At 72.2% G+C, this 15057-nt stretch carries 12 protein-coding genes; 8 read left to right on the plus strand and 4 right to left on the minus strand.

The window, feature by feature from the left end; translation table 11 throughout:
* Positions 1-12 precede the first annotated feature (12 nt).
* Positions 13-876, plus strand: coding sequence for a TylF/MycF family methyltransferase (locus ABZ272_RS11560; protein WP_355049834.1), 864 nt, complete (start codon positions 13-15; stop codon positions 874-876).
* A gap of 67 nt (positions 877-943) precedes the next feature.
* Here ABZ272_RS11560 and ABZ272_RS11565 read toward each other — a convergent pair whose 3' ends face one another.
* Positions 944-1939: an LCP family protein gene (locus ABZ272_RS11565; RefSeq protein WP_355049835.1), complete on the minus strand. Its 996-nt coding sequence runs from the start codon at positions 1937-1939 to the stop codon at positions 944-946.
* Between the two features lie 242 nt (positions 1940-2181).
* On the opposite strand from ABZ272_RS11565, the gene ABZ272_RS11570 reads away from it, so the two are divergent.
* The 6 genes from ABZ272_RS11570 to ABZ272_RS11595 all read left to right on the plus strand — a co-directional run bounded on the left by ABZ272_RS11570 (position 2182) and on the right by ABZ272_RS11595 (position 8052).
* Complete coding sequence (locus ABZ272_RS11570) at positions 2182-2331, plus strand: hypothetical protein (RefSeq protein ID WP_238643682.1); 150 nt, start codon at positions 2182-2184, stop codon at positions 2329-2331.
* Between the two features lie 23 nt (positions 2332-2354).
* Positions 2355-2870, plus strand: coding sequence for a hypothetical protein (locus ABZ272_RS11575; RefSeq protein WP_355049836.1), 516 nt, complete (start codon positions 2355-2357; stop codon positions 2868-2870).
* Positions 2860-4431, plus strand: a complete 1572-nt coding sequence (locus tag ABZ272_RS11580) for a glycosyltransferase family 2 protein (RefSeq protein ID WP_355049837.1) — start codon at positions 2860-2862, stop codon at positions 4429-4431. Before ABZ272_RS11575 ends, ABZ272_RS11580 begins: the two co-directional genes overlap by 11 nt.
* A 6-nt stretch (positions 4432-4437) precedes the next feature.
* Positions 4438-5301 (plus strand): choice-of-anchor P family protein, encoded by an 864-nt coding sequence (locus ABZ272_RS11585; protein ID WP_355049838.1) that lies wholly within the window; start codon positions 4438-4440, stop codon positions 5299-5301.
* 6 nt (positions 5302-5307) lie between these two features.
* Complete coding sequence (wecB, locus tag ABZ272_RS11590; protein ID WP_355049839.1) at positions 5308-6468, plus strand: UDP-N-acetylglucosamine 2-epimerase (non-hydrolyzing); 1161 nt, start codon at positions 5308-5310, stop codon at positions 6466-6468.
* A 129-nt stretch (positions 6469-6597) separates the two neighbouring features.
* Positions 6598-8052, plus strand: coding sequence for an acyltransferase (locus tag ABZ272_RS11595; protein ID WP_355049840.1), 1455 nt, complete (start codon positions 6598-6600; stop codon positions 8050-8052).
* Positions 8053-8161: 109 nt separating this feature from the next.
* Here ABZ272_RS11595 and ABZ272_RS11600 read toward each other — a convergent pair whose 3' ends face one another.
* The 3 genes from ABZ272_RS11600 to ABZ272_RS11610 form a co-directional block, all read right to left on the minus strand.
* Positions 8162-10015: an adenylyl cyclase gene (locus ABZ272_RS11600; RefSeq protein ID WP_355049841.1), complete on the minus strand. Its 1854-nt coding sequence runs from the start codon at positions 10013-10015 to the stop codon at positions 8162-8164.
* A gap of 299 nt (positions 10016-10314) precedes the next feature.
* Positions 10315-11001, minus strand: a complete 687-nt coding sequence (locus ABZ272_RS11605) for a maleylpyruvate isomerase N-terminal domain-containing protein (RefSeq protein ID WP_355049842.1) — start codon at positions 10999-11001, stop codon at positions 10315-10317.
* A 68-nt stretch (positions 11002-11069) separates the two neighbouring features.
* Positions 11070-11879 carry an alpha/beta fold hydrolase gene (locus ABZ272_RS11610; RefSeq protein ID WP_355049843.1) on the minus strand — a complete coding sequence of 270 codons (810 nt, stop codon included), beginning with the start codon at positions 11877-11879 and terminating at the stop codon, positions 11070-11072.
* A gap of 110 nt (positions 11880-11989) precedes the next feature.
* Between ABZ272_RS11610 and ABZ272_RS11615 the strand changes: the two genes are divergently transcribed.
* Positions 11990-15031: a BTAD domain-containing putative transcriptional regulator gene (locus ABZ272_RS11615; RefSeq protein WP_355049844.1), complete on the plus strand. Its 3042-nt coding sequence runs from the start codon at positions 11990-11992 to the stop codon at positions 15029-15031.
* Positions 15032-15057: the final 26 nt, after the last annotated feature.

A 15057-nucleotide genomic window follows, 5' to 3' on the forward strand; every position in this document is an offset into this window, starting at 1 on the left:
AGGAGACTGCCGATGAGTGAGATGGTGGCACCGACACAATCGTCCGACCCGATGCTGGAAGACCCCCGCACGCTCTACTGCGACCTGCTCAAGAAGGCGTTGACCAGGTACGTCTTCCGCGAGACGTGGATGCCCTACCAGCCCCGCCGGGGCTCGCTGCACGGCAGGCTCTACCAGCGCGGCCGGCATCTGCTGCAACGCAAGGGACTGGAGCTGGTTCTCCAGTTCCCGTTCGACGCGGAGGCGCGAGCCAACGGCCAGGACTGGCCACCGGAGGCCGACACGATGATCGGGCTGCGCCGGTTGGACAACCTCGAGCGCTGCATCGCGGACGTGCTGGACAAGGGCGTACCCGGCGACCTGATCGAGACCGGGGTGTGGCGGGGCGGCGCGACCATCTTCATGCGCGGGATGCTGCGCGCGTACGGTGACCGGGAGCGAACGGTGTGGGTCGCCGACTCGTTCCGGGGGCTGCCCAAGCCGGCCCCGCATCGGGTCGAGGACATCGAGGACGCGCTGTGGCAGGTGCCCTTCCTGGCGGTGTCGCAGGAGCAGGTCCAGGCGAACTTCGAACGGTACGGGCTCCTCGACGACCAGGTCCGTTTCCTCAAGGGCTGGTTCGCGGACACGCTGCCCGAGGCTCCGGTGGAGCGCCTGGCGGTGATGCGCCTCGACGGGGACCTCTACGACTCGACGATGGTGGCCCTGCGCGCGCTCTACCCGAAGCTGTCGGTCGGCGGGTACGTCATCATCGACGACTACCACGCCGTACGCGGGTGCAAGCAGGCCGTCGACGACTTCCGCGCCGAGCACGGCATCGAGGACGAGTTGCACCAGGTCGACTGGACGTGTCGCTACTGGCAGCGCTCGCGCTAGCTGCGCACAGACGGCGGGTGGGAGATCCCGGATCTCCCACCCGCCGCTGTCGTGCGCAGGCTCTCGCTCAGTTGGCCGGGGGCGTCTGCGGGTTGGCCGCGAGCCACTGCGCGACCCGGTCGTCCCGCAGGGCCGCGAAGAGCCCCGGGGCCTTCACCTCGTCGAGACGGACCGCGGAGCCGGCCGGGGTCTGGAGGTTGGCGTCGCTGAACGGAACGGTGACGAACTGGACCGTCTCGGGCTTGACCCGACGCAGCGCGAGGGCCAGGTCGGCCAGGTCGAGGTCACGGTCGACGACAAGCGACTCGGCCGCCGTGGTGAGCACCCGGTCGAGTCGGGTCGGACTGGTGAGCAGACTCGTCGCGGTGACCCGCTCGGCGAGGGCGCGGACCACCAGCTGCTGGTCGTAGATGCGGCCGAAGTCGCCGCCGGGCACGCCGTGTCGCTGCCGCATCAGGTCGTCGGCCGCCCGACCGTCCAGGTCGTGGCACCCGGCGGTCCAGGTGACGCCGGTGTCGGAGGAGGTGACCGGGTACGGCAGGCAGACGTTGATCTTTCCGACCGCGTCCACGAGCTTGCGTACGGCGGCGAAGTTGGCCACCAGCACGCCGTCGAGGGGCAGGGCGGTGAGCTTGGCGACCGTCTCGGCGGCCAGTGCGGCCCCGCCGAAGGCGAACGCGGCATTGATCTTGTTGAGGCCGCCGGACCAGACCCCACCCGCGGCGGGCACGTCGACATAGCTGTCACGGGGGATGGACACGACGGCGGCCGCGTCCCGGGCGGCGTTCACGTGCACGAGCATGATGGTGTCGGAGCGCTGCCCCGGGTAGAGCGCCTGGTCCGGCTCACCGTCGCGGGAGTCCGATCCGAGCAGCAGGAGGTTGAGCGGTCCGGACTCCCACCGACGCTTGTCGTGGGGTGCGGTGCCCTGACCGAGGATGTCCTCGCGCTGCACCCGGCTCTCGTACCGGTGCTTGAGGCCGAAGCCCACCGTCACGAGGCCCGCGCACAGCACCGCGAAGACCGCGATCAGGGCGAGCATGGCCTTCTTCCAGCCGGCCATGGCCCGCCACCTGGATGTTGCCGGCGGGACCGTCCCGCGGGGGTAATCGGTCGCCATTGTGACCACCTCTGCGGCGCCTGTAGGGACATGGAATCTCTTGCGGGGCAAGGGATTCGGCAAACGGCCGGGCCCCCCACTCAAGTGGCATTTAATCACTCTTTAGGGGCTTCTAGGGTCTTTTATCCTGTTTGCCCGATTCGAGCGATGCCATCCTGACCACCGAGTTGACGAGGGGGTTGGCCATGTACGGAGTACCCACCAAGGGTCCACACATCGGCGGAGGGCTCGCCGCCACCGGAGTCGCCATTCAGTCGTGGTTGCTGGTCGGCGTCGGCCTGGTGGTGCTCGGCCTGGCGCTGTGGTTCGTCGCCATGCTGGGCCGCGAGCGATGACAGCTTCCCCCCGGGGGGCATGGTTGCGCGCCAGCACGGGCGTCCTGTTCGGCATCGCCGTCGCCGCCGCCACCCTGTGGCGCTGGCACGACATCGCCAGCGGCGAGGCGTGGCTGAACGCCCGCCTGGTCGACGCCACCGGACTGGCGAACGCCAAGTCGATCGGCGCGGCCGTCATCTTTCCACTCGACGAGCGCTGGGTCGGCTTCATGGTCTCCAGTGGATGCTCGGTCGCCATGCTGCTGATTCCGCCGATCGTGCTGGCCTCGACGCTCGTCGGGTTCCGGCGCATCTCGCTGTCGCGTGGGTTGAACGCCCTGGCCATCGCCGCCCTGCTGCTGGTCACGGTGAACCAGGTCCGACTCGCCGCGGTGGTTGTCTCCATGCAGACCTGGGGCTTCCGGCTCGGCTACGAGCGCAGCCACGTGCTGATCGGATCCGTGATCACGACCGCCGGCCTGATCGCCGTGGCGATCCTGTTCATCGTCCTGGTCAGCCGCACCAAGCGTGGGCGGGGGGCGATCGCCGGTGTCCGCTGAGACGCAGACCCTCGCACTGCTCAACACGGCGGCGTTCCTGCTGTGCGTCAGCTTCTGCGCGTACGTGCTGAGCATCCTGGTCTTCCACCTGAAGACCCGACGTAGCCGAGGCGGCAGCCCGGACGGCTTCGACTGGCACGTCATCGTGCCGTGCCGCAACGAGGCGTCAGTCATCGGCGACACGCTGCGGCGGTTGCTCACCGACTTCCCGCAGACGACGGTGTGGTGCGTCGACGACGCCTCCGACGACGGCACGCTCGCCGAACTGGCCGCGTTCGCCGACCAGCCCCGGGTGCACGTCGTCCGGCGTCAACTACCCGATGCGCGGCAGGGCAAGGGCGCCGCGCTCAACGCCGCCTGGCGGTGCATCGAGCAGTCGCTCCCGGCCGGCGTCGACCGGACCAAGGTGATCGTCGGGGTCCTGGACGCGGACAGCCGTCTCGACCCGCAGGGCCCCGTCGCCCTCTCCGGCCGGCAGTACTTCGGTGCGGACGACGTCGGCGCCGTGCAGGTCGAGGTGCGGATGCTCCAGTGCGCCCCCCGTCGGTACGCCCCGGCGAGCGAGGTCAGCCGGTGGGGACGGCTGCTGATCCGGCTACAGGACATGGAGTTCCGGGCGCCGATCGCCGCCATGCAGTCCCTGCGTCGACAGACCGGCAGCGTGGCGATGGGCGGCAACGGCCAGTTCACCCGGCTGTCGCTGCTCAACGACATCGCCGCCGAGCACGGCACACCGTGGCACGGCGCGCTGCTGGAGGACTTCGAGCTGGGCCTGCACATCCTGCTGGCCGGTGGGCGTACCGAGTACTGCGCCGAGAGCTGGGTGGCCCAGGAGGCGCTGACCCGGATCAAGCCGCTCGTGCGGCAGCGGACCCGCTGGGCCCAGGGGTCGATGCAGTGCGGCCGCTATCTGGGCAGGGTGCTGCGCTCCCCCCGGATCCGCAACTCCGCGACGCTGGAGATCGCCCACTTCCTGGCCGCACCGTGGACCCAACTGCTCGGCACGCCTGTCTACCTCGCCTGCCTGCTGGTGATGACCTACTACATCGACCACACGGTCGGCGGACTGAGCGGCTGGTGGAGCAGCGGTGGCTGGGGCGTACCCCCGCTGGTGCTCGTCTTCGGTGTCGGGCCGTTCGCCCTGTGGGGCATCGTCTACCGGGCCCGCTGCGAGCCGCAGTTGTCGGTGGGCACGGCGTTGCTGCTCGGCGTCTGCCACTGGCTGTACAGCTACGCCCAGTCGCTCGCCGTCTGGCTGGCCTTCGCCCGCATGGTGACCGCCCGCACAGACTGGCAGAAGACCGCCCGGGCCGCCGACCCGAAGCCCCAACCGGCCCCGGTACGGGCCGTGGGCCGGGTGTCCGTGCAGGCGGCCGCGGCGGCAGCCGCGGTGGGTGCGGCGGCCGTGCCGTCCCAGCCACGCCGACTGCTCCCGGCACGCCGGCCCGGCCGTCGTTCGGACGGGCCGCGCTCGATCAGGCCGCCCCGGCACCTGAGCCACCTCGCGCACCCGGCCACCCCCACCACAGACCGCCCCACAACCGCCCACGTCAGAAAGTAGACATCTATGCCACGAGTCAGATCCGGTCTCGCCCGTACCGCTGCGGTGCTGGCCGGTGGCCTCGCCATGGCCGTCCTGGCGGCCTCCCCGGCGTTGGCCGACACCTCCCAGTCGTCGGCGTCCGCGCTGCAGATCAGCCTGCTCGGCGGAGGCTTCGCCAGCTCCGGCACCGCGTCGGCGACCAACGACGGCACCACCGAGTCGATCTCCGGTAACCAGAGTCCCCCGCTGGCCGTGCTCGGCGGTCAGACCGTCATCACCGCCGGCGTGCTGGCCCAGAACGTCCGCGCCTTCAACGACGGCACCTCGGCGGCCTGCGCCGGTGTGCTCGGCGTGGGCGGCACCGTGACAATCGGTGCCGGTGGGTCGTGCCTCGTCACGCCCGGCGCCGCGGTGACGCTGAACCTCGGCACCAACGGTCTCGCCACGATCGCGCTGGTGGCCGACGCCATCTACTCGTCGTGCACCGCCACCAGCAGCCCGTCGGCGACCGGCACGACGACCCTGGTCAACGCCCGGATCACCTCGACCCTGCTGGGCATCGAGACGACACTGCTCAACCTGCCGGCCAACCCGTTGCCGAACACCGGGCTGAGCGTGCCGGGCCTGATCGACCTCACGCTCAACAACCAGACCAGCTCGGGCGTGGGTCAGCTCACCGTCACCGCGCTGAACCTGACGGCGCTCGGCGGAGCGCTGGCCGGGGTGACCATCGGCACGTCGAGCTGCGGGGCCAACGCGGTCGCGCCGCCCATTCCGGTGATCCCGCTCGCCGGGGCACCGCTCGCACTCGGTATCGGCGCGCTCGCGGCCGGCACCACCGGCGGGTTCTCGCTCTACCGGCGTCGCCGCGCGGCGGCCAGGAGCTGACCCACCATGTGTGCGAACAGGTCGACGACACGAGAAGTCCTGATCCTCGCCGGCACCAGGCCGGAGGGAGTGAAGTCCGCGCCTCTGATCCGCCGTCTCCTCGATGATCCGAGGTTCACGGTGCGGGTGGCGGACACCGGCCAACAGCCGGGACGCGTCGCCGAGGCACTCACCCCGTTCGGTCTCCGCCCGGAGGTGAGCCTGCGCCCGCAACGTCGCACCGGCTCGCTTGCGGAGTTGGCGGCGGCCCTCATCACGGGGATCGACGACCTGTTCGCACACCACCGTCCAGCGGCGGTCGTGGTGCAGGGGGACACCACGACCGCCCTGGCCGGCGGGACGGCCGCGTTCTGGCGACGCATTCCGGTCGTCCACCTCGAAGCCGGCCTACGGACCAACGACCTGGACCGGCCGTTCCCGGAGGAGGCCAACCGGGCGATGCTCGCCCGGATCGCCGCGCTGCACCTGGCGCCCACGCCGGAGGCCAGGTCCAACCTCCTGGACGAGGGCATCCGCGCCGACGCGATCACGGTGACCGGCAACACGGTCGTGGACGCGCTCCAGGACCTCGTCGACCGCGGGGTGGCCCAGCCGCCGCCCTGGGTCGACCCGACCCGCAAGCTGGTGGTGGCCACCGCCCACCGTCGGGAGAACTGGGGCCAGGGGGTGGCGGCCACGATGGACGGGCTCCGCCGCCTGGCACGGTGGTGCCCGGAGGTCCAGGTCGTGATGGTCTCCCACCCGAATCCGCGCCTCAGCGCGGAGGTCAGCGCGGGCCTCGCGGGCGTCGCCAACGCCCGGGTCACCCCACCGCTGGCCTACCCGCAGATGATCGGGCTCCTGCGCGGCGCCGACCTGGTCGTCACGGACTCCGGCGGGCTCCAGGAGGAGGCTGCCACCCTGGGGGTGCCACTGCTGGTCACCAGGGACACCACCGAACGTCCGGAGGCACTCGCGGCAGGTCGGGGCGAGTTGGTCGGCACCGATCCGGAACTGCTCCTGTCGGCCGGGCTCCGACACCTCGCCCTGGGTCGCGTACCGACGGTCGGCTCGCCGTTCGGCGACGGACGGGCGGCCGAACGTTGCGTCGCCGCCATGGCACGGCTCCTGGACGCACCGGCTCGACCGGTCACACAGGCGCGCAGGACGATCGCCACGGTGACCTGACGGACCAGCGAAACGGACAATCATCCGAATTACCGGACAAAGCTCTTTTATCGCCTGATAATTGGTCCATCGATCGGCAGCGTTTCCGGTCGGAGTTCCCGACACATCAGCGACCAGAGGAGTCGTCAGGTGCAGGCGGTTTTGAACGGGCAGCAGTCCCCGACCCTGCAGGGCAGATTCTCGGCCCAGCACAACGCCTTCGGCGTGCTCCGACTGGCGATGGCCTGTGGCGTGATCATCGCGCACGCCGGCCCGCTCGGCTTCGGCACGGCGAACATCGGGGCGGCGACATTCGGCCGGCAGAGCGACCTCGGCACCCTGTGCCTGTACGGATTCTTCCTGATCTCCGGCTTCCTCATCACCGACAGCGCCTTGCGCTCCACACTCCGGCAGTACCTCCGCGCCCGCGCGCTGCGCGTCTTCCCGGGACTGTGGGTCTGCCTGCTGGTCACCGCGTTCGTCTTCGCCCCGCTGGCCGCGTTCTACGAGAACGGCAGCCTCGACGGCTTCTGGGGGCACCCGGAGGGCCCGTTCGACTACGTCCTGACCAACATCGCCGCCTCGATGGAGCAGTTCCCCATCTCCGGGCTCCTGGCCGACACCCCGTACGGGCAGATCGTCGGCGGGCCGAGCGCGTTCGACGGGGCGCTGTGGACACTCCGGTACGACCTGGCGCTCTACGCCGTCGTCGCCGTCCTCATGGTGACCTCGGTGCTGCGCCGGGCCCCGCGCGCGGTGCTCGTGCTGACCGGCGGTTGCTACGCGCTGATCCTGGCGGACTTCTTCGCGGCGTCGAGCTGGAGCTCCCGGCCGCCCCAACACGGCGCCATCGGGCCGTTCCCGCTGATCGGGGCTTTCGCCGCCGACTGGACGTTGATGCTCGGCTTCCTGTTCCTGCTGGGCGCTGCCGCCCGCCTGTACGCGCACCGGGTTCCGATGAACTCGACGCTGGCCGTGCTGGCCGCCGTCACGCTGGTCGGCTCGCTGTGGCTGGGCGGATTCTTCGCGGTCGGCCTTCCGGCGTTCGCCTACCTGGTGCTGTTCGCGGCGGTCGCGCTGCCGAAGCGTTGGTCCCGCGTCAGCCGCCGGCACGACTACACGTACGGCATCTACATCTACGGCTTCCCGGTGCAGCAGCTGACCGCCCTGCTCGGCGGCACCCGGTTCGGGATCCTCGGCTACATCGTGCTGAGCCTGCTCGGCAGCTTGCTGCTCGCCGCCCTCTCCTGGCACCTGGTGGAGCGCCCCGCGCTCGGGTTCAAGACGGGCAGCGGTCGCGCACGGCACCGGGTCGCCAAGCAGGCCGCCCGGCGTCGCCCGCAGCGCGCCGCCGGCCCGGTGGGCGCCACCAGGGCCGGAGCGCGTCCCTCGACCGGCCGGCACCAGGCGGGTGCCCGGCACGGCCAGACCCCGAAGGCGGGGCCCGCGCTGCGCCGTCCCGCCCGAACCGGCACGACGGACCTGACGTTCCTGGTCCCACCGGTCAAGGCCACGACGGTGACCGCGCCGCAGACGGCAAGCCTGCCCGGCACGTCCGCACCCACCAGGCCCGAGCAGAGCGCCGCGGTGACGTCGACCCGGTGACATCGCCGGCGGGCACTGGCCGTTCTCCAGAGGTACGGCCGGACCTGCGCTGAACGGCCGCGAGGGCCGGAGCCACATACCGACTCCGGCCCTCGTTGCCACACCCGAACTACGAAGCCGGGTACTGCGCGAGGTAGATCGGCACGCCGACCTTCGTCATGTCGGCCGCGTCGCCGACACCGTTGACGACGTGGTCGATCGTGCCGGCGCTCAGGTTGACGGTCATGATGTGGTGCAGCCGCACACCCGGCCGGTTCGGCGCCTCGAAGCCGTTCTCGGTGTGGATCGACGGGTTGTTCTGGTTGAACACGTACACCCCGCCGCCGTAGAGGTCGTGGTGGCGTACCCGGTCGCCGACCTTGTAGCCGGCGTAGCCCTCGACCGGGCCGTTCATCCAGTCGGCCTGCGTCGGCGGGTCGTACGGCAGCTCGTTCTGGTAGAGGACCGTGGTGCCGTGCTCGCCGTTCCAGACGGTGTTGTAGCGCTGGAAGTGCTCGACGAACAGGCCGGTGGCGGTCACGTGGTCGCCGTTGATGACCGCGCCGTACCGACCGGTGTTGGTGCGCCAGCGGTCGGTGTCACCGTTGACGCCCTCGGTGAAGCCCTCGACGCCATGGTCGCCGCGCCACACCCAGGTGTGGTCGATGAGCACGTTGTCGCTGTTGACCTCCAGCGCGGTGTTCGTCCGGCCGATGTGCGGGCCGCCGACCCGGAAGTACACGTCGGACAGCGTGGTGGGGTTGGCCGCGCTGCTGGCGTCGTGGCCGTGCTGCCGGCCCACCCGCAGCAGCACCGGCGACTCGACCGTGCCGGCGTCGATCGTGACACCGGCGACGATGACACCGGGGACGTTCGCGACTTCCAGCGGGACGGCCCCGTTCACCGCGGTGAGGGTGGCGTGGCCGATGCCGAGCACCACCGTGTTGGCCCGCCGGATCTCGATGCTCCGCGCGATGTCGTACACGCCGGGGGTGAGCAGCAGGTGCTTGCCGCGCGCGAGCTGCGCGTTGATCACGCGGACCGGGTCGGACGGCTTCGCGATGAAGAAGTCGTCGATGCCGATGGTCCGTCCGGGGGTCATGCCGTTCGCCCACGAGACGCCCCGGCTGTCGCGCTGGGCAGCCGGCACCCGCACGTTGTAGTGGCCCTTGGCGTCCACGAACAGGTACGGCTTCTCCCGGCTCACCGGGGTCGTGTCGAGGGTGGTGTACGGCGGGTCGGGGAAGGTCGCGTCGTCCGGGGCGCCCTCGACGCCCGCGAACACCTGGTTCCACACCGCGTTGGACCACCCGGCGACCTCGCTGTTGCGGGTGAGCCACTGCTGCTGGGAGCCGTTGGTGGTGGCGGGCAGCCGCGAGTCGGCGATGAAGCCGCCGCTGGCGTACTGCGGGCCGGCGGTGCAGTAGTCCATCAGGGACAGCCCGCCGCCGGTGATGTTGAGCCGGCGCATCGAGACCGCCTGGGACACCGCCCAGAAGTTCGCCGTCGAGCGGCAGCCGTCCTGGCCGGCGGCGTTGACGGTGAGCGAGAGGTTCGACAGGGTGCGCCAGAAGTTGACAAGCGCGAGGCAGTTGCCGGTGCCGCCGTCGGCGAGGCAACGGTTGTAGACCTCGATCTTGCCGTTCACGGCGACGTCGGTGGGCGACGCGCCGAGGCCGGCAACCTCGGTGTAGTAGCCGACCTTCGCCTGCAACGGCTGCTCGGTCGTGCCGTAGTTACCCGGCTTGAAGAGGTACGCGTGCCGCTCGGTGCCCATCTCGTTGTCGACCTGGCGGGCGTGCGCGGCGTTGAGGGTCTGCTGGATCTCCCCGACCGGCATGGACGGGTCGAAGATGGTCACGTTCGGCCCGAAATCGGGTGCGCTGTGCGTCGGGCGGCCGGCGCTGGCCGCGGTGCCGCTCACGGTGACGGCGGCGGTCACCAGCAGGGCAAGGGTGAAGGTACGTCGGGACGGGCTCGTCATGTGGTTCGTCCTATCGACTGGGCGGACCATGGGCGCACTCGACGGTGAGAGCGCTCTCTGACCCCGTTTCTACCCGCTCGACGCCCCGTACGCCATCGCCCCCGTCCCCTCCCCCGCGATCTTGCACTTTGTGTCGACGATTCGCACCCTTGAATGGGTTATGTCGCCACCGAAAGTGCAAGATCGCGGAGCGGAGCGGAGCGGAGCGGGGCGGGGCGGGGCGGGGCGGGGCGGAGCGGAGCGGGGCGGGGCGGAGCGGGGCGGAGCGGAGCGGAGCGGGGGCCGGAGGCCCGGCGGGGTCAGGCCAGGGTCAGGGGGCGCAGGCCCAGTTGGTCCAGGGCATCGCGGTCGTCGGCGGTGGTGGGGGCGCGGCCGGTTGCCTTGCGGAGGAGGGTGATCGGGTCTCCGGTGGCGTCGACCGCGACCTGCCACTGTGGGCCGAAGAGCAGGCGCAGCAGGTGTTCGGTGGCGGCCGGGGTGAGCCACGGCTCGCGGGGTACCGCGTCGGCGACGTCGAGGCCGTGCAGGACCACCTCGACGAGGCGGGTCGTCAGGAAGTGCGACAGCAGCATCGGGTCGCCGTGTCGGGTCCGGACCACCCGGTCGGCGGGCTGCTCGCGGCACACCTCGACGACGGTCCGCCCGGTGTCCGCGAGATCCCGCACGAGTGTCGCCGCGTCCGGGTCGGCCGCGCGGCGCTGCGCCGTCCGTACCCGCTCGTCGTTCGTGTCGTCGCTGAACCGCCCGTCCGCGCGGTAGTAGCCCGCCGCGGTGGTCACCGCCCGCTCGGGGGCGGGCGCGGCCACCATGTCCGGAACCCGCGAGAGTACGACGATGACGTGCCCCACCACGTCGCGTACCCGCCACGGGTCGCAACGCGTCGGCCGCTCCCACCCCGGCGCCGACACCTGAGCCAGCGCACCGACAAACGCGTCGATCTCCCGGCCCAGCACGGACAGCACAGCCCCGTCATCGTCGACCTTCACAGCCCCCATCCTGCCCCGCCCACCCACCTCCCCGCGATCTTGCACTTTGTGTCGGCGTTCTGCGGCATTCACGCCCTATGCCGCGACAGAAAGTGCAAGATCGCGGGGAGGGGCGGGGTGGGGGTGGGGTCGTCGAGGAACTCGTCGATCATGGGGGCCAGCCAGTCGGCGCGGTGCGGGATCGTCGTGTGGGTGGTGCCGGGCAGGATGGCCAGACGGCAGGCGGGTAGGCCGGTCAGGTCGCCGGGCACCGCGCCGCCGAGCAGCCGGAACATCCGTACCGCGTGTTCGGGCTGGACGATGTCCGCGTCGGCCAGCACGAGCATGGTGGGTACGGCCAGGGCCGCGATCTGCTCGGGCGTCCACCGGGGCAGGTTCGCGTCCAGGACCTTCATCTTGGTGACCAGGTTGGCCCAGCCCGTCGGGTCCGGTGCGGTCCGCAGGTACTCGTCGTGGAACTCGGAACCGTGCAGGTGCTCCGGTCGCAGGTCCTGGATGCCGTCGAGCAGCCCGGGGTGCAGGCCCGCGTCGTCGAAGCTCACCGAGGCGAGCACCAGCCGCCCCACCCGGTCGGCGTGGTGGGTGCCCAGGCGCAGCGCCACCGCCGCGCCCAGGCTCCACCCGTACACGTCCGCCCGCTCGACACCCAGACGGTCCAACAGCTCGACCACGTCGGCGGCGAAGTGCTCCACGGTCAACGGACGGTCCACGTCCGGGGTGTGGCCGTGCGCCTGCAACTCCACGGCGATCACCCGCCGGGACCGGGCGAGGAGCGGCAGGATCGTGCCGAACGAGGTGCCGATGCCGGAGAGCGCGCCGTGGATGAGCAGCAGTGGCCGGCCCTCGCCGGTGCCATGAATCTCGTGGTAGATGTCCATGCCCACACGGTGCGCCGGCCCGCTTACGGTCCGCTTCAGGTCGGCTTACCGGCGTTCGGGACCGTGCCGAACCCTTTGGTCCGACCGGGGACGTCGATACAGGCCATAGGATGACCGCCGTGCAGTTCGGGGTGCTCGGGCCGCTCGCCGTCACCACGGACGCCGGCGAGCCGGTGGTGGTGCCCGGCGCCAAGGTCCGCGTCCTCCTGGCCGACCTGCTCACCAACCGCAACCAGGTCGTCTCCGCCGACCGGCTCATCGACGACCTGTGGGGTGACGACTCCCCCGCCAACCCCACCGGAGCCCTCCAGGTGCGGGTGTCGCAGCTCCGCAAGGCGCTCAACGACGCCGAGCCGGGCGCCCGCGACCTGGTCGAGTCCCGCGCTCCCGGCTACCTGTTGCGAGCCGGGACGGTCGACGCCGACCGGTTCGCCGAACTGGCCCGGCACACCGACGTCGGCCGGCTGACCGAGGCCCTCGCGCTGTGGCGGGGCGAGGCGTACGCCGACGTGGCCGACGCCGAGTTCGTCCGCGCCGAGGCGACCCGCCTCGCCGAGCAGCGTCTCGCCGTGCACGAGCGGCTGGCCGAGGCGCGGGTGGCCCGGGGCGAGCACGACCTGGCCGCCGCCGACCTGGCCGAGCTGGTGGCCCGCAATCCCCTGCACGAGGGGCTGCGGGCGGTGCAGCTCCGCGCGCTGTACGCGGCCGGTCGCCAGTCCGAGGCGCTGGACAGCTACACCGACCTGCGGGCCCGGCTCGCCGACGAGCTGGGCCTCGACCCGAGCCCCGAACTGGTCGCCCTGCACCGCCGCATCCTCGAACAGGACGCCGGTCTGAGCGCGCCGCCGAAGGCCGCGATCATCCGCAACAGCCTGCCGGCGCAGCTCGACGAGCTGGTCGGCCGGGCCGAGGCGTTGACCGAGCTGCGTGCCCTGCTGCCCGGGCAGCGCCTGGTCACACTGGTCGGACCGGGTGGTGTCGGCAAGACCCGGCTGGCCACCGAGGCCGCCCGTACCCAGTCCCCGCCGGACGGCGTCCTGCTGGTCGAGCTGGCGCCGCTGCCGGCCGGCGACCCGGGAGTCGCCGAGCAGGTGCTCGGCGCGCTGGACGTCCGCGAGGCCGCCGGCACCAGCCTGTCCCCCACCGACCGGCTCGTCACGGCGCTGCGGCACCGGCACCTGCTGCTGGTCCTGGACAACTGCGAACACGTCGTCGAGCCGGTCGCCGCGCTGGTCGCCCGGCTGCTGCGCGACGCGCCCGGGGTGCACGTGCTCGCCACCAGCCGGGAACCCCTCGGCCTGACCGGGGAACTGCTCTGGGACGTACCCCCGTTGTCGTTGCCGCCGTCGGACGGTGACCCGGACGCGGTCCGGCGCTCGGCGGCGGCCCGGTTGTTCGCCGCCCGCGCCGCCGCCCAGCAGCGCGGTTTCCGCCTCGACGAGCGCACCGCGCCGGCCGTCGCCCAGCTCTGCCGTCGCCTGGACGGCCTGCCGCTGGCCTTGGAGCTGGCCGCCACCCGGGTCCGCGCCCTGGGTGTGCAGGGCGTGGTGGAGCGCCTCGACGACCGGTTCCGGCTGCTCAGCACCCCGCAACGCGACGTTCCGCCGCGCCAGCGGACGCTGACGGCGGTGATCGGCTGGAGTTGGGACCTGCTGGACGAGGCCGACCGGCGGGTGCTCGCCCGGCTCGCGGTGTTCCGCGACGGCTGCACGCCGGACGCCGCCGAGCGGGTCTGTCAGACCGACCTGGACGCCCTCGCCCGGCTGGTGGACCGGTCGCTGGTGGTGTTGGACGACGCTCCCGACGGGCCGCGGTACCGGCTGCTCGAATCGGTCGCCGCGTTCTGCCTGGACCGCCTGGACGACGCCGACGAGGTCCGGACGCGGCACGCCGGCTACTACACCGAGCTGGCCGAGCGCGCCGACCCGGAGTTACGCGGGCCCGAGCAGCGGCGGTGGCTGGCGCTGCTGGACGCGGAGACGGCGAACCTGCGCGCGGCGCTGGCCCACGGCGGCGGGTTGCGGCTGGCCGTCGCGCTGAGCTGGTACTGGTATCTGCGCGGCCGGCTCACCGAGGCGTGTCGAGCCCTGGCCGTCACCGGCGACCCGGAACAGGAGCGGAAGGCGGCCCCCTGGCGGGCCGGCTTCGCGCTGCTGCGGGGCGGGGCGGTCGCGCCGGCCGACATCCGGGCGGCGGTCGCCGGCGACCCGGGGGGCCGGGGCGCGTGGTTCGCGGCTAACGCGCTGATCGAGCAGAGTGACCTGACCCTGGCCATGGAGCTGATGCCGGCAGACGTCGACACGTGGACCGAGGCGGCCGCGCTCGCCTCGCAGGCCAAGATCGCGCACGTCGCGGGCGACCAGGCGACCCTGGAGCGGACGGCGACCCGCAGCGCGGCGCTCTTCGCCGAGATCGGCGATCGGTGGGGCCGGCTCCAGGCCACCGAGTGGGTGGGCGGGCTGGCCGAGATGCGCGGTGACCACGAACGCGCCGCCGCGCTGCACGCCGAGGGGCTGCGCTGGGCCGAGGAGTTGCGGCTGTGGCCGCAGGTGTGCACCGAACTGTCCTGGCTGGCCTGGCTGGCGGTGCAGACCCGGGACTATTCGCAGGCCCGGGAGCTGGCCGAACGCGCGTACCACCTGGCGGTGGAGCAGGACGCGCCGGGCGCGCTGGTGTTCGCGGAGTTGTGCCTCGGGTTGGCCGCCCGCCGTGACGGCAAGCTCGACCTGGCCGTCACCCACCTCGGCAACCTCGCCGAGCGGGGGCGCGCGGAGGCGCAGACCGCGCTGTACCTGCCGCCGGTCCTGGTCGAGCTGGGGCACGCGATCGAGCAGGGTGGCGACCCGGACGCCGCGCTGGCCCTGCACGTCGAGGCGTTCGAGGCCGCCGAGGCGATGGCCGCGCCCCGGGACGCGATCTTCGCGCTGGAGGGGATGGCGTCGGCGGTACGGGTGCCGGAGGCCGCGGCCCGACTGCTCGGCGCGGCGGCCGCCGCCCGGCTGGCCGCGCAGGCCCCGTGCGCGCCGGCCGAACGCGACGAGGTGGACCGGGTGACCGGGCGGGTCCGCGCCGACCTCGGGCCGGAGCGCTTCGACACGCTCGCCGACGAAGGCGCGAAGCTGAGCCCGGGCGAGGCCCGGGCCCAGCTCTGAGGGCGACCGTAAGGCGACGGCCCCGG

This window comes from Micromonospora sp. NPDC005979 (assembly GCF_040614415.1).
In the GTDB taxonomy this organism is placed as follows: domain Bacteria; phylum Actinomycetota; class Actinomycetes; order Mycobacteriales; family Micromonosporaceae; genus Micromonospora.

What these genes read in the sequence shown, in the direction of transcription:
- ABZ272_RS11560 (WP_355049834.1), top strand. Translation starts at nt 13, where the DNA reads ATGAGTGAGATGGTGGCACCGACACAATCGTCCGACCCGATGCTGGAA.
- ABZ272_RS11565 (WP_355049835.1), bottom strand. Translation starts at nt 1,939, where the DNA reads ATGGCCGGCTGGAAGAAGGCCATGCTCGCCCTGATCGCGGTCTTCGCG.
- ABZ272_RS11570 (WP_238643682.1), top strand. Translation starts at nt 2,182, where the DNA reads ATGTACGGAGTACCCACCAAGGGTCCACACATCGGCGGAGGGCTCGCC.
- ABZ272_RS11585 (WP_355049838.1), top strand. Translation starts at nt 4,438, where the DNA reads ATGCCACGAGTCAGATCCGGTCTCGCCCGTACCGCTGCGGTGCTGGCC.
- wecB (WP_355049839.1), top strand. Translation starts at nt 5,308, where the DNA reads ATGTGTGCGAACAGGTCGACGACACGAGAAGTCCTGATCCTCGCCGGC.
- ABZ272_RS11600 (WP_355049841.1), bottom strand. Translation starts at nt 10,015, where the DNA reads ATGACGAGCCCGTCCCGACGTACCTTCACCCTTGCCCTGCTGGTGACC.
- ABZ272_RS11610 (WP_355049843.1), bottom strand. Translation starts at nt 11,879, where the DNA reads ATGGACATCTACCACGAGATTCATGGCACCGGCGAGGGCCGGCCACTG.
- ABZ272_RS11615 (WP_355049844.1), top strand. Translation starts at nt 11,990, where the DNA reads ATGACCGCCGTGCAGTTCGGGGTGCTCGGGCCGCTCGCCGTCACCACG.